The organism is Microbacterium yannicii PS01, assembly GCF_000304335.1.
Taxonomy (GTDB): Bacteria; Actinomycetota; Actinomycetes; order Actinomycetales; family Microbacteriaceae; genus Microbacterium; species Microbacterium yannicii_A.
In genome coordinates this window covers 1-14093 of the sequence record NZ_CAJF01000040.1, presented here as the reverse complement: position 1 = coordinate 14093, position 14093 = coordinate 1, and the positions used below count along the sequence as shown (strand labels likewise).

The window sequence follows — 14093 nt, the reverse complement described above, 5'->3', positions numbered from 1 at the left end:
TGAGTCTCGAACCGGGCGCTCGTCAGCTGTGAACCTCGGCTCAGCGCAGGTCGACCGCCAGCACTTCGCCGGCGCCGGCAGCCACGGAGCCGGTGCTGACGTACGCCGTCTTGCCGTGGATCGCGACTCCGTACGGGGCGAACAGGCCCTCGAGCACCGCGGGGTGCTGCTCAGAGCCCGGCACCACCTGGCGGAGCGAGCCGATGGGGTTCCCCTCGAGGAAACTGGTGTCGCTCAGCTGCACCGCGTAGAGGGTCCGGTGCTGCCATGCCAGGCTCGTCACGTTGCTCAGGCCCGTCGCGTAGATGGTCGGCTGCTGGCCGGGGACGACGCGCCAGATCCGCGACTCACCGACGGGGAAGGGGAAGCCGAGAAGCTCCGACACGTAGTACGCGCCGTCCGGGCCCGTGACGACGTTCGTCGGGACAGACTCCGCGGGAATCGGCTCGGTGCCCCCCGGCGGGACTCCCATCGCCGGCGGCAGGACCGCGACGGTCTGGTCGGGGATGTTCCCGCCCATGGTGATGATCGCGTTCGCACCCGCGTCGGCGATGGTCCAGCGCTTGCTGTTCACATCCGTGAACCCGTTGGGGTTCGAGTCGACGAAGCCGCCATCAGGGTTGTTCGCGGCCTCGTAGGCCGCCACGTCCTCGGCGACGGTGAGGTCCTGTCCGATGCGACCGGTCAGCATGGTGCCCAGCTCGGCTCCGGCAGGTCCGAGCAGTGCGCGTGTCTCGAGGTTGCCCCCCAGGCCCATGAGCACCGAGATGTTGGCGCCGCGAACACTCACCGCGGAGGGGCCGGAGGCGGCGGAGCCGTCGGCCCCGGCGAGCGAGGCGAGCCCCGTCACGACGCGGGCCTGCGTGCCGCGCTTGATCTCGGTGATGGCCCCGGTGTCGCCGAGGCAGACGACGTCCTCGGGGTTCTCGGGATTGGGCAGGCAGGCACCATCGCCGCCCGTGCCGGCTTCGGCGACGTACACGGTGCCACCGGCGCCGATCGACACCTGCCGAGGATTGTCGAGGCCGGTGGCGACCACCGACGGCTGACCGGCGGCGACGGCAGGCGCCCCGGCGGAGACGACCGCGATCGCGGCCGCCGTGGCGGTGAGGAGGGCGAGCACGGCTCGCTTCTGTCGAGAACTCGAAATGCGCATGGAAAGACCCCCAGCGGATGGATCGGTGTGAGGTGACGGTTAGCCGTCACCGCGCACAGCATCCTCGGCCCCGAGGTTCTCCACAAGGGGCAAATCTACGAAGGGATCCCCAAAGCTGCTACGGGGCGAGGCGCGTGGGGCCCCGGAACAGGTAAGTCACCTCGCGGATCGACTCCTGTCCGAGCAGCAGCATCATGACGCGCGCGAGGCCCATCCCGAACCCGCCGTGCGGCGGGGCGCCGTAGCGGAAGAAGTCCAGGTAGAAGTCGAGATGCTCGGGCTCGAGCCCCTTCTCCTTGGCTTGCTCGACCAGCACATCGACGCGGTGCTCGCGCTGCGCGCCGGTCGTGATCTCGACGCCCTTGAAGAGCAGGTCGTAGCTCTTGGTGAGTCCGGTCTCCTCGTCGCGCATGTGGTAGAAAGCGCGGATCTCGGGGTGGTAGTCGGTGATGAAGACGAACTGATGGCCGTAGGTCTCCTCGACGTACGCGGAGATCTGGCGCTCGCCCTCGGGGTCGAGGTCGCCGTCGGTGCGAGGCACCTCGTAGCCGCGGCTCTTCACGATCTCGAGCGCCTCGGCGAGCGGGATGCGCGGGAAGGGGATCGCGGGCACCTGCACCTCGAGGCCGAACAGCTCCTCGATCTCGGCGCCGTGCTTGTCCTTGACGGCCTGGAACGCGGCCGCCAGCAGTTCCTCCTGCATCTTGGCGACGTCTTCGTGCGAGTCGATCCAGCTGATCTCGGCGTCGATCGAGGTGAACTCGGTGGCGTGGCGGGAGGTGAACGAGGGGTCGGCACGGAAGGCCGGCGCGATCTCGAAGATCTTGCCGAAGCCGGCCACCTGCGCCATCTGCTTGAAGAACTGCGGCGACTGCGCGAGGTACGCCGTCTGGTCTCCGAAGTACTCGAGCGAGAACAGCTCCGCGTTGGACTCGGATGCCGAGGCCATCAGCTTCGGCGAGTGGACTTCGATGTAGTCCCGCTCGATCCAGTAGGACCGCATGGCGTGCTCGAGCGTGGTCTGCACACGGAAGATGAGGTTGTTGCGCCGCTGACGAAGGTCGAGGAATCGCCAGTCCATGCGCTTGTCCATGCCCGAGTCGGCCGCGATCGGAGTCTCGGGCAGCGCGGCGGCGGCGATGTCGAGGCCGCCGATCTTGATCTCCACGCCGCCGAGCTTCACGCGCTCATCGTGCTTGAGCTCGCCGGTCACCGTCAGGAACGTGCCGGTGGCGAGGTTCGAGATGGTGTCGGTGAGCGCCAGGGCCGCGGCATCCTGTTCGGTGCCGTCCTCGGCGGGCCGGGTCGCCGGATTCACCAGCTGCACCGCGCCCGTCTCATCGCGAAGGATGACGAACTGCACCTTCTTCTGGTCGCGGACGGTCTCGACCCATCCCGACACGGAGACGGGACCATCGACGAGACCCTTGAGCTGACCTACCAGAACGCGTTCACTCACGAGCGTCAAGCATACGGGGGACCTAGGATGGCGCCGTGACCACGACGACGTCGGATGCCGCGCCGCGGTCCGTACGCGTGTGGGACGTCGTGCTCACCATCGTGCTGGTCGTCGGCTCGGCGGTGCTCGCCGCGCTGGCGTCGTTGATGGGGATGTTCCTCGTCATGGCGTCCGACCCCTGCGGGGCTCTCACCTGCAGCAGCGAGCTCATCACGCTCGGCTGGCTGATGGGGATGATCCTGCCCTGGGTCGCCTTCCTCGCCTCGACGATCGTGGCGATCGTCCTGATGGTCAAGAGACGCCTGTCGTTCTGGGTACCGCTGGCCGGAGCCGCGGCAATCATCCTGGCCCTCGTCGCGGCGTTCGCGGTGACCGCGGCGGGGGTGCCCGGCTCGTCTCTCTGAGGAGGCGAGCATCGGGGGCTTCCCGAGGCCAATCCGGGGGCTGGCACCCAGGAACCGTTCACGACGTGCCCGTACGGTGGAGCGCAGATCACCGACCGCCTGCGACATCCGGGAAGCGACGACCGATGACCGACACCTCCTCCTCTGGCGACAGCTCCTGGCTCGGCGCCCTCCTCGACTGGTCCGTCTCGCTGATGGATGTCGTGGGCCCGGCCGGCGCGGGGATCGCCATCGCGCTCGAGAACCTCTTCCCGCCGCTGCCGAGCGAGGTCGTGCTGCCGATGGCGGGACTCGCCGCCAGCCGCGGGTCGTTCACGCTGTTCGAGGCGCTCGCTTGGACCACCCTCGGCTCGATCCTCGGTGCGTTCCTCCTCTACGGCATCGGCGCGTGGTTCGGAGCCGACCGGCTCCGCCGCATCGCGGCGACCGTGCCGCTGCTGCACCCCGAAGACATCGATCGCACCGTCGCCTGGTTCGAGCGACACGGCGGCAAGGCGGTGTTCTTCGGGCGGATGATCCCGATCTTCCGGAGCCTCATCTCCATCCCGGCCGGTGTCACCCGCATGCCGCTGTGGCGGTTCGGGCTGCTGACGGGAGCGGGAAGTCTCCTCTGGAACACCATCTTCGTCCTGGCCGGCTACCTGCTCGGCGCCTCGTGGCACATCATCGAGCAGTACGTCGACATCGTGCAGTACGTCGTGATCGCGGTGGCCGCGCTCGCCGCGGCATGGTTCGTGTTCGTCCGCACCCGCGCGCTGATCTCCGCGTCGAGCGAGCGTCGCCGTGGCGGCCAGACGCCGACGGCGCCCGCCTCGCAGGAGGCGCCGCACGAGCTCTCGTCGACGCGGATCGACTGACGCTCAGCGGCCCCACAGAACCAGCCGCCGTAGACTGGTCGGGTGCCCGCCGATCGCCTCCACCTCGTGCGCCATGGTGAGGTCTACAACCCCCGCCGCGTGCTCTACGGGCGACTCCCCGGGTACGGACTGAGCACCGACGGCCGGCGCATGGCGCGGCAGGCTGCGGAGTTCGTCCAGGCGATGCAGCGCCCGGTCTCGGCGCTCGTCTGCTCGCCGCTGCAGCGCACGCAGGAATCGGCCGAGCCGTTCACCGAGCTCTTCGGGATCGACCCCGTCGTCGACGAGCGCGTCATCGAGCCCACCAACGTCTTCGAGGGCAAGCGCATGGTCGTCGCCCTCTTCAACCCGTGGAACTGGCGCCACCTGCGCACCCCGGCGCTGCCGAGCTGGGGCGAGCCGTACGCGGACGTCGTGGGCCGCATGAACGCGGCGATGACGCAGGCGTGGGATGCCGCGGACTCCGGAGACGTCGTGATCGTGTCGCACCAGCTGCCGATCTGGGCCACGCATCTCGCGGTCGCCGGTCTGCCGCTGCGGCACGACCCGCGCGAGCGGCGCTGCGGACTGTCGAGCGTCACGAGCTTCGAGATGGTCGACGGGAAGTGGTCAGAGACTGCCTACGCCGAACCGGCGTCAACGGCCGGATCGCTGGACGTGGGGGCGGTATGACCGAGACGCTGGCCGCTGCGCCTGTCCCCGTGCGGCGCCGGGCCGGACGCAGGCTGCGGGCCGCTGCATCGGCTCTGCTCGCCCTCGTGATGGTGGCGGGTCTCGCCGCCTGCACGGGCGACCCGCTGGCCGATCAGTATCGCGAGGGCGACAACAAGAACTACATCGCCGCCGACGGCCTGCAGATCGAAGAGATCCCGGCGGGCGACCGCACCGAGCCGATCGAGTTCGAGGGCGTGCTCGACGTGGGCGGCACGACGACGAACGCGGACTACGCCGGCGATGTGCTGGTCGTGAACTTCTGGTACGCCGCCTGCGCGCCGTGCCGCGTCGAGGCGAAAGAGCTCGAGGCCGCCCACGAGTCATTCGCGGGCGAGGCGGTGTCGTTCCTCGGTGTGAACCTCTACGACGGCGCGGAGGCTTCGCAGGCGTTCGCCGAAAAGTACGGCGTGACGTACCCGAGCGCCCTCGCCACCGAGGACGGGTCCATCAAGCTCGCCTTCGCCGGGCAGACCCCGCTCAACGCCGTGCCGGTCACGCTCGTGCTCGACAAGCAGGGCCGCGTCGCGGCGCGCATCATCGGGCAGCTCGACGAGGCGTCGATCCTCGAGACGCTCGTGAGCGACGCGCTGAAGGAGGAGGCGTGAACCCCGGCGAGCTGGTCGCCGACGGATCCCTCCTCGTCGCCATCCCCATCGCTGTCCTGGCCGGGCTGGTCTCGTTCCTCTCGCCGTGCGTTCTGCCGCTGGTTCCCGGCTATCTGGGCTTCATCGGAGGAGCGGTCGCCCCGCGGCCGGTGGCTGTCGCGGTGGGCGCTTCGACAGGCTCAGCGACCGGAACCCCGCGCTCAGCGACCGGAACCCCGCGCGCAGCGACCGAGACTCCGCGCGCAGCGACCGAGACTCCGCGCGCAGCGACCGAGACTCCGCGCGCAGTGACCGGGAGTCCGCAGTCTGCGGTCGCTGCGCCCGTCGAAGGGCCGGCCCGCGGGCGCCTCGTTCTCGGGGTCCTGCTCTTCATCGCCGGCTTCACGGTGGTGTTCGTGAGCATCGCGATGCTGGGCGGCACGGTCGGGCGCTTCCTGCTGGAGTATCAGGACCTCATCACTCGCATCCTGGGTGTCGTCGTGATCGCGATGGGTCTCGTCTTCATCGGACTCTTCGGATGGACCCAGCGCATCAGCCGTCCCCAGGTGCGCTCGAACCTCGGCCTCGTCGGCGCCCCGCTTCTCGGCATCGCGCTCGGGATCGGGTGGGCGCCGTGCATCGGCCCGACGCTCGCGGTCATCCTCACGATGGCGTTCGATTCCGGCTCGGCTGCGCGCGCCGCGGTGCTGGGCGTCGCGTACTCGCTGGGCCTCGGCATCCCCTTTCTCCTCCTCACCCTCGGCTTCGGATGGGCGACGCGCTCGATCTCGTTCGTGCGTCGCCACATCCGCGTCGTCAACCTCATCGGCGGTGCCCTGCTGATCGTGCTCGGACTGCTCATGGTCACCGGCGTCTGGACGGCGATCATGGCGCAGCTGCAGGGGGTGTTCGCCAGTGTCCCGGCCCCGCTCTGACGTCTCGGCTTCCGGTCCCGGTTCGGCCTCCGAACCGACACCGTCGGCCTCCGAGCCGACACCGTCGGTCCCTGATCCCGTCGAAGGAACGCTCCGCCCCTCCGATCACGCCGACGCCGACTCCTCCGCCGAGGTCAACCAGCCCGCGTTGGGGGTCGTCGGCTGGCTGCGCTGGGGCTGGCGCCAGCTGACCTCGATGCGCACCGCGCTGGTGCTTCTGCTGCTTCTCGCGATCGCGGCGGTGCCCGGATCCCTGGTGCCGCAGCGCAGCGCCGATCCGAACGGCGTCACGCAGTACTTCAACGACAATCCCGACCTCGCGCCGATCCTCGACAACCTGAGCCTCTTCGACGTCTACACGTCGCCCTGGTTCTCGGCGATCTACATCCTGCTGTTCATCTCGCTCGTCGGCTGCGTCATCCCACGCACCAAGCACCACTGGAAGGCGCTGCGCGCCAAGCCGCCCCGGACGCCTGCGCGCCTGTCGCGCCTCGATGTCAGCCGCACCGAGACGATCCGGCCCCGGCCCGGCGCGGGGGAGAGGCCCGAGGACGCGGCATCCGCGGCGATCGACCTCGCCCAGCAGCAGCTGAAGAGGACCGGGTACCGGGTCGAGCGGTACGACTCGCGCGGGGCGACCTCGGTGTCGGCCGAGCGCGGCTACCTGCGCGAGACCGGCAACCTGGTCTTCCATGCTTCGCTCGTGGGCGTGCTGCTGGCGGTCGGCATCGGCGGCGGCTTCACCTACACCGGGCAGACGGTGATCATCGAAGGTCGCACGTGGGTCAACACGCTGCTGGACTACAACTCGTTCAATCCCGGCCGCTTCGTCGACGAGGCGTCTCTGACGCCGTACGCGCTGACGCTCGACCGGTTCGACGTCACGTATCAGCCGTTCGGCACGCAGGGCGCCGGTCAGGCCGGCGACTTCGTCGCGAACCTCACCACCCAGATGGCGGGCGAGGAGACGGGCACCGGCGACGTGCGCGTCAACCACCCGCTCGAAATGGCCGGCGACCGCGTCTACCTGATGGGCAACGGCTACGCCCCGACCCTCACCATCCGCGACGGGGACGGCGACGTCGTGTTCTCCGAGTCGGTGCCGTTCCTGCCGCAGGACACCAACATGACCTCGCTCGGCGTGGTCAAGGTCCCGGACGGGCTGGAGGAGCAGATGGGCCTCGTCGGCTTCTTCTACCCCACACAGCTCCAGCGTGAGGACGGCGCGTTCACGTCCTACTTCCCGGCGTTGACCAATCCGGTCGTCACGCTCGACGTCTACACCGGCGACCTCGGGATCGACGGCGGGGTCCCGCGCTCGGTGTACACGCTCGACACGAGCGAGATGGACAAGCTCACCGGCCGAGGCACCGACGTGGAGTCCCTCGAGCTCGCTCCTGGCGACTCGGCCGAGCTGCCGGACGGGCTGGGCAGCATCACCTTCGAGAATGAGGCGCCCGAAGGCGCGACCGGTTACGAGGATTCGGTGAAGCGGTATGTGTCGCTCTCGATCCATCGGGATGCCGCGGCCACCTGGGTGCTGATCTTCGCGGTGCTCGCCACCGCCGGCCTGCTCGCCGCGCTGTTCGTGCCGCGCCGGCGCATGTGGGTCAAGGCGACGCCGAGCGGCGAGGGCGTCGAGCTCGAGTACGCGGGTCTGGCCCGTGGCGAGGACCCGACGCTCCACGGTGCGGTCGAGCAGTTCGCCCAGCGCCATGTCATCGCCTTCGAGCGCGACCGCGCAGAGTCACCTTCCACCCAACCCCTTTCCCGCGAGCCCTCGTCCACAGAGCCCGGCTCCACCCCGCGCGTAGACTGAAACCATGCCCGAAACTGCCACTTTCACGCTCGAGTCGGTCTCGGTGCTCCTGGTCTGGACGGCGATCGCCGTCTACGCCCTCGCTTTCGTCGCCTACGCGGTCGACCTCGCGCGCCGCGGCGCGGTCGCGGTCGACGCCAAGACCGAAGGCGCCCGAGAACGCGAGCTCGTCGCAGCCGGGTACGCCGGCGCGCCGGCGCGGTCGGGAGCGGTGGCCGAGATGCACGAGCAGGAGCGGGCCTCGGAGGCCGCGCTGAACGCGCCCATCGGCCGGCGCACGCGACTCGTGTGGGCGCGCATCGGCACGTCGCTCACCGTTCTCGGGTTCCTGTTCCACCTCGGGGGCGACGTCACCCGCGGCATCGCGGCGGGACGCGTGCCGTGGTCCAACATGTACGAGTTCGCGCTCACCGGCACGCTGCTGGTCGTCGCCGTGTACCTGGGCGTCCTCCTCCGCTACGACCTGCGGTTCCTCGGCTCGTTCATCACGGGCCTGACCGTCGTGCTCCTCGGTGCCTCGGCGCTGTCGTTCTACGTCGAGATCACGCCGCTCATGGATCCGCTGAAGTCGGTCTGGCTCGTGATCCACGTCTTCGTCGCCTCGCTCGCGACCGCCCTGTTCGCCCTCGCATTCGGCCTCTCGGTCCTGCAGCTGATGCAGGCCCGTCGCGAGCGCAGGACGGCGGCGGCGAGCGAGTCATCCGCTGTCGCTTTGAAGGGCGGCCCGGGCTTCCTCCGCACGCTTCCCGGCGCCGACGCCCTCGAGTCGCTGGCCTATCGGTTCGCGATCCTGGGGTTCATCTTCTGGACGTTCACGCTCATCGCCGGCTCGATCTGGGCGAACGACGCGTGGGGGCGCTACTGGGGCTTCGACACCAAGGAAGTCTGGACCTTCGTCATCTGGGTGCTCTACGCCGGCTACATCCACGCCCGCGCGACCCGCGGCTGGCGCGGGTCCCGGTCGGCGTGGCTGTCGATCATCGGGTTCACGGCCGTGATCTTCAACTTCACGATCGTGAACATGTTCTTCAAGGGCCTGCACGCGTACTCGGGCCTGAGCTGAGCTGATCCGGCTCGTCGGTGGCTTAGCCGGTCGTCCGCCGCGGCGTCAACCCCGGCGCTCATCGCCCGGTGATCTGAGACGCTGAACTCCGCGCGGCGCGCTCCTCGGCGCCGCGTCGTTCAGGAGTGCTCATGACCGGTGTCCTCATCCCCGCCCACGACACAGCCGTCTCCCGGGTGGAACCCCGGGGACCGCTGAGCGAGCTGCTCTCCGAGGCGCTCGTGCAGACGCCTCAGGAGGCGACCCTGGGCGGGCTGCCCGAGGCGGTCGGCGATGCCCTCGCGTCGAGCGACCTGATCCACGACGACGACGTGCAGCTCTCGCTCTTCCTCCTGTACTCCGTCGCTTACGGTTCGCTGCCGCAGACCGATCCGGAGTGGGAATGGCAGCCGGATCTGCTGGCCGCGCGCGACCGGCTGGAGCGGGCGTTCGAACAGCAGCTGCGCGCCATGGTCGACGTGGGCGAGCTTCCGGAACCGACACAGGACGCCGTCGCAAGTCACCTCTTCGCCCTCACCGCTCCGACGCCGGGGCCGAGCCTCTCGCGCTTCGTGGCGAAGAAGGCGACGCGGGAGCAGCTGGACGAGTTCCTCATCAACCGGAGCATCTACACCCTGCGAGAGGCCGACCCCCACTCCTGGGCGATCCCGCGCCTCACCGGTCGCCCGAAGGCCGCCCTCGTCGAGATCCAGTCCGACGAGTACGGGGCGGGCGATCCGGTCCGCATGCATTCCGCGATCTTCGCGCAGACGATGCGCGGCGCCGGGCTCGATGACACCTATGGGGCCTATCTCGACCTGGTGCCCGCCATCACACTGGCCGTCCACAACATGATGTCGATGTTCGGCATCCATCGCCGCCTGCGCGGCGCGATCGTCGGCCACCTGGCCGCGTTCGAGATGACGTCCTCGCTGCCCAACCGCTCGTACGGCGACGGCTTCCGTCGCCACGGCTTCGGCCCGGATGTGACGTGGTACTTCGACGAGCATGTCGAAGCGGATGCCGTGCACGAGCAGATCGCCGCCCGCGACCTGGCCGGGTCCTTGGCGGAGGACGAGCCGGAGCTCCTCTACGACATCGTCTTCGGAGCGGCTGCGGGCCTCGCGATGGACGATCTGGCCGGAGCTCACGTCCTGGACGCGTGGTCGAACGGCCGCAGCGCCCTTCGAGGATCGTACGCGCCGACGACCGGGTGATCGCGTGTCCGAGCGCCTGCCCGTCGAGTACGTCCTGCCGCTTCGCTGGTCGGACGACGCGGGCCTGGAAGAGCTGTCGCGGTACCTGCGGACGCTGGCGGCGTGGGTGGATGTCACCGTGGTCGACGGTTCCGACTCGACGCGCTTCGACGTGCATCACCGGGAATGGCCCTTCGTCCGGCACATCCCGCCCGGCGGCCCGGGAGCGAACGGCAAAGCACGCGGCGCCGTGACCGGGATCCGCGAGAGCCGGCACGAGCGCATGGTGATCGCCGATGACGACGTGCGCTACGACCGGCCGGTGCTGGAGCGCCTCACCCGATTGCTCGACGACGCCGACTTCGTGCGGCCGCAGAACATCTTCCGGCCCGCGCCGTGGCACGCCCGCTGGGACACCGGTCGCACCTTGCTGAACCGGGCTCTCGGTGGCGACTTCTCGGGCACGGTGGCGTTGCGGCGCTCGGCGATGCGCGGCCGCGGGTACGACACCGATGTGCTGTTCGAGAACCTCGAGCTGGAGCGGACGGTGCGGGCCCGGGGAGGCCGCGTGCTCGTCGCCCGCGACGTCTACGTGACTCGCCGTCCGCCCGAAGTGGGGAAGTTCCTCGAGCAGAGGGTGCGACAGGCCTATGACGACTTCGCCCAGCCGGTGCGGTTGGTCCGCGAGCTGCTCATCCTGCCTGTCGCCGTCGTGGCCGCCCGCCGTGGCGGGCTCCGCGCCCTGCTCGCCGGCGCGGCTGCCGTGATCGCCCTCGCCGAGGCCGGACGCCGTCGTGACGGCGGGTCCCGGGTCTTTCCGGCGACCGCGGCGCTGTGGGCGCCGCTCTGGGTCGCCGAACGCGGCGTCACGGTGTGGATGGCGCTCCTGCAGCGCGCGCGGGGCGGCGTCACCTACCGCGACGGACGGCTGCGGCGGGCCGCGACATCCATGCGCCGACTACGACGGGAGAACCGATGACCCAGCGAGACCCGGGCGTGACGATCACGCCGTATCCCGACGGCCCGCTCATCGTGCGCGGGCCCGCGCAGCTCATCGACGAGAACGGCGAGCCCATCGAGCGTTCCCGTCGCACGGTGGCCCTCTGCCGGTGCGGGGCATCCGCGATCAAACCGTGGTGCGACGGCACCCACAAGCTCTCGGGCTTCCGTACCGCGCCCCCCGGCGACGCGCCGGTCGCGCCCTCCGAGGCTCGCTAGGCCGCCGCCGGCACCGCCTCGAGCAGGGAGCGAGCCGAGGTGGTGCGCCGCCGGGCGACCGCGATCATGGTCGCCGCGAGTGCGAGCAGCGCCCAGATGGCGAGCCCCGCGAACGCCGCGCCGATGCCCGAGGTCGCGGTGAGCGCGGCAAGCATCCCCTGGTAGGCGGGCGCGGTCGGCATCAGGCCGGCGATGTCGCTGAGCACACCTGGCGCGGTCGAGACGACCCCGGTGGCGACGGCCAGCACGCCGACCAGCGCCGCGATCCAGCGTCCGGCGCCTCCGAAGACCGCGATGAGGGCTTGGTTGACGGCGGCGAAGGCGACGCCCGCAACGGCGCAGACCGCCGCGAAGACCGACCAATCGGCCCACGAGTAGGTGGCCGCGAGCTGCACCACGCCCGCCACGAGCAGGCCCTGGGCGAGCCCGATTCCCGCGGCCGGCAGGAAGGAACGCAGCGCCAGCACAGCCGACGGCGCGCGCGAGGTGAGTGCGCGGCGCGATACGGCCTGGAGCGCGATGAACGTGCCGAGGCCTCCGAACCACAGCGCCAGCATGGCGAGCAGCGGCACGGCAGAGGCGCCGAACAGCGACGTCCCCACGCCCTCGGCCGCGACCGGGTCGGCCACGACGCCGGCGAGATCGGTCGCCTCGTCGTCGGTGTAGGACGGGATCGATCCGGATGCCGTGCTCAGCCCGTTCGCGAGCTCTCCGGTGCCGTCGGCCAGCTGTGCCACGCCGTCGGCGAGGGTCGTCGCCCCGTCAGCGGCCTGCGTCGCGCCGGACGCGAGCTGGGAGGCGCCGGACGAGAGCTGACGGGCGCCGTCAGCCGACTGGGCTGTCGCGCCCTGGAGCTGACCGAGTCCCGACGCGAGTTCGCGGGCGCCGTTGGCGGCTCCGGCGAGTCCGGTGCTCGTCTCTGTCATGAGGCTGTCGATCCCGCTGGCGGCGGGTGCGGCGTAACCGGCAGCGGTTCCCGCGCTCACGGCAGCGGCTCCGGCGTTCGTCGCCGCAGTGCCGGCACCGCCGGCGATCGCCCCGAGCTGATCGCAGAAGGCCTGCCCGGACGCCACCGGGTCGCACTGGGCGTAGAGCGCACCGAGCTGCTGAGCGAGTCCGGGATTGCTCGTGTCCGGGTTGCCCAGCAGCAGGGCGAGCGCCTCGGTCTGCCGCGCCGCCTCGCCCGCGTATGACGCCGAGGCGTTCGCGGCATCGAGAAGCTGCTGGTTCTTCACACCGGCCGCGGCCGCATCGAGCCCGGCCCCGAGATCGCGGGCGCCTCCCGCTGCGTCGCCGATCCCTCCGGCGATCTGGCCGAGGCCGTTCGCCAGGTCGGTCGCACCGCTCGAGAGCTGCGAGGCTCCATCGCCGAGCTGCGCGATGCCGTCGGGCAGGGCTGACGCGCCGTCCGCCGCCTGCTGAGCTCCGTCGGCGAGCTGCGTCGCCCCATCAGCCGCCGTGCCCAGCTCGTCGCCGAGCGTCGTGAAGCCGAGGAGCACGTTCTCGAGGTAGACCGACGACAGTTCGCTGCCCATGGTCGAGGCCGCCGCGTTGGCGACCTGCGCGGTGATCGCGTCGTCCACGATGAGGCTGTCGGGCGGCGTCTGCACCTCGATCGTCGCCTGCTCGGGCGTCTCGCCCGGCTGGGTCGAGGTGGCGGCCGACGAGAAGTTCTCGGGGATCGTGATGACGGCGGCGTAGGTGCCGTCGGCCAGCCCGGAGGCCGCGTCGTCGGCGTTCGAGATCGTCCAGGTGAGGTTGCTGTCGAGATCGTCGGATCCCTCGACGAGGCCGGCCGTGAGCTGGCGTCCGAGGGGCACTGTCTGCCCATCGATGGTGACCGGCTCGTCGTCGTTCACGATCGCGGCGGTCAGGCTGTCCAGACGCTCCACCGGGTTGTACAGGGCTGCCACGAGGATTCCGCCGATGACGACGGGAAGCAGCAGCACGCCGATGATCGTGAGCCAGGTGATCGGGCGGCGTGATCGCGACCGCTCGAAGGGCAGGGTCAGGGCGTTCGGGGTCATGCGTTCACCTCTGCGGTGGTGGTGGTCTGAGTGGTTCCGGCTCGCAGCGCGAGCGAGCTCACGGCGGGGCGGTGGGCGTCGGCGAGAAGCGCGAGTGCCGCGCTCTCGGTTCGCGAGGTGACGACGAGGGTCAGCTGCGAGGCTCCGTCGGTCGCGGCTCGCAGCGCCTCGGCGCTGTCGTGGAGGAGCGCGGCGGCCTGATCGCGCTCAGCGGCGTCGAGCACGTCGACTCCGTCGATGACCACGAGTTCGGCGCGGGCGCCGAGAGCCCGGCGCAGCGCCTGCACGCGGTCCTCGGCATCCGGCAGCAGGGCGACGCCCACATGGGCGCGCACCCACGCGGCCCGCTCCGGGAGCAGGTGCCCGGCGACGCGGAGCCTGCCCTCGCTGAGCGCGAGGCGTCCCGCGATGGTCAGCGCAAAGGCGCGCGCGGCGCGCGGATCACCGGTGGCGATGAGCGTGCCGCCGGGCTCGACGCGGAACGGGGTGGCTTCGAACAGCACCACCTCGCCGACCTCGCGTCCGCCGTCGGCGCGCACCGCGACGGCCTCGCCGACGACGGCGGCGGTCGTGTCGGGTTCCGGCCAGTCCGTGAGGGCGAGCTCGCGCTCCACCGCCTCGCCTTCGATGTCGAAGTGGGGGAGGACCCGCTCGAGCCAGCGCGGCATCCACCAGGCCTTCT

General features: G+C 70.5%; 13 protein-coding genes and 1 pseudogene. 10 read left to right on the top strand and 4 right to left on the bottom strand.

What is annotated here, in order from left to right:
* Positions 1 to 40 precede the first annotated feature (40 nt).
* Both WYM_RS20700 and aspS read right to left on the bottom strand, forming a co-directional pair.
* Complete coding sequence (locus WYM_RS20700; RefSeq protein ID WP_019182074.1) at positions 41 to 1123, bottom strand: ScyD/ScyE family protein; 1083 nt, start codon at positions 1121 to 1123, stop codon at positions 41 to 43.
* Positions 1124 to 1274: 151 nt separating this feature from the next.
* Positions 1275 to 2615 (bottom strand): aspartate--tRNA(Asn) ligase, encoded by a 1341-nt coding sequence (aspS, locus tag WYM_RS17120; protein WP_019182073.1) that lies wholly within the window; start codon positions 2613 to 2615, stop codon positions 1275 to 1277.
* Positions 2616 to 2650: 35 nt separating this feature from the next.
* On the opposite strand from aspS, the gene WYM_RS17115 reads away from it, so the two are divergent.
* The 10 genes from WYM_RS17115 (at position 2651) to WYM_RS17070 (ending at position 11384) form a co-directional block, all read left to right on the top strand.
* On the top strand, positions 2651 to 3019 hold the full coding sequence (locus WYM_RS17115) for a DUF6264 family protein (protein ID WP_019182072.1): 369 nt from the start codon (positions 2651 to 2653) through the stop codon (positions 3017 to 3019).
* Positions 3020 to 3144: 125 nt separating this feature from the next.
* Positions 3145 to 3876: a DedA family protein gene (locus WYM_RS17110; RefSeq protein WP_019182071.1), complete on the top strand. Its 732-nt coding sequence runs from the start codon at positions 3145 to 3147 to the stop codon at positions 3874 to 3876.
* Positions 3877 to 3918: 42 nt separating this feature from the next.
* The gene (locus tag WYM_RS17105) at positions 3919 to 4548 is read left to right on the top strand and encodes a histidine phosphatase family protein (RefSeq protein WP_026059901.1); all 630 of its coding nucleotides are present in this window, start codon (positions 3919 to 3921) and stop codon (positions 4546 to 4548) included.
* The gene (locus WYM_RS17100) at positions 4545 to 5195 is read left to right on the top strand and encodes a TlpA family protein disulfide reductase (protein WP_019182069.1); all 651 of its coding nucleotides are present in this window, start codon (positions 4545 to 4547) and stop codon (positions 5193 to 5195) included. Before WYM_RS17105 ends, WYM_RS17100 begins: the two co-directional genes overlap by 4 nt.
* Positions 5192 to 6109, top strand: coding sequence for a cytochrome c biogenesis CcdA family protein (locus WYM_RS17095; protein ID WP_019182068.1), 918 nt, complete (start codon positions 5192 to 5194; stop codon positions 6107 to 6109). The genes WYM_RS17100 and WYM_RS17095 overlap by 4 nt, the downstream gene beginning before the upstream one ends.
* Positions 6090 to 7928, top strand: coding sequence for a cytochrome c biogenesis protein ResB (resB, locus tag WYM_RS17090; protein WP_019182067.1), 1839 nt, complete (start codon positions 6090 to 6092; stop codon positions 7926 to 7928). The genes WYM_RS17095 and resB overlap by 20 nt, the downstream gene beginning before the upstream one ends.
* A gap of 4 nt (positions 7929 to 7932) precedes the next feature.
* Entirely contained in the window at positions 7933 to 8991 is a 1059-nt protein-coding gene (ccsB, locus tag WYM_RS17085; RefSeq protein WP_019182066.1) for a c-type cytochrome biogenesis protein CcsB, read from the top strand.
* A gap of 131 nt (positions 8992 to 9122) precedes the next feature.
* Entirely contained in the window at positions 9123 to 10187 is a 1065-nt protein-coding gene (locus WYM_RS17080) for an iron-containing redox enzyme family protein (protein WP_019182065.1), read from the top strand.
* Between the two features lie 4 nt (positions 10188 to 10191).
* Positions 10192 to 11145 carry a glycosyltransferase gene (locus WYM_RS17075; protein ID WP_019182064.1) on the top strand — a complete coding sequence of 318 codons (954 nt, stop codon included), beginning with the start codon at positions 10192 to 10194 and terminating at the stop codon, positions 11143 to 11145.
* Positions 11142 to 11384, top strand: a complete 243-nt coding sequence (locus tag WYM_RS17070; RefSeq protein WP_019182063.1) for a CDGSH iron-sulfur domain-containing protein — start codon at positions 11142 to 11144, stop codon at positions 11382 to 11384. Before WYM_RS17075 ends, WYM_RS17070 begins: the two co-directional genes overlap by 4 nt.
* Here WYM_RS17070 and WYM_RS17065 read toward each other — a convergent pair.
* A complete protein-coding gene (locus WYM_RS17065; protein WP_019182062.1) occupies positions 11381 to 13411 on the bottom strand; it encodes a YhgE/Pip family protein in 2031 nt (676 codons plus the stop codon). The two genes, WYM_RS17070 and WYM_RS17065, sit on opposite strands and share 4 nt — an antisense overlap.
* Positions 13408 to 14093: pseudogene (locus WYM_RS20695) on the bottom strand (MMPL family transporter); the annotation flags it as partial. The gene WYM_RS17065 and the pseudogene WYM_RS20695, both read right to left, overlap by 4 nt.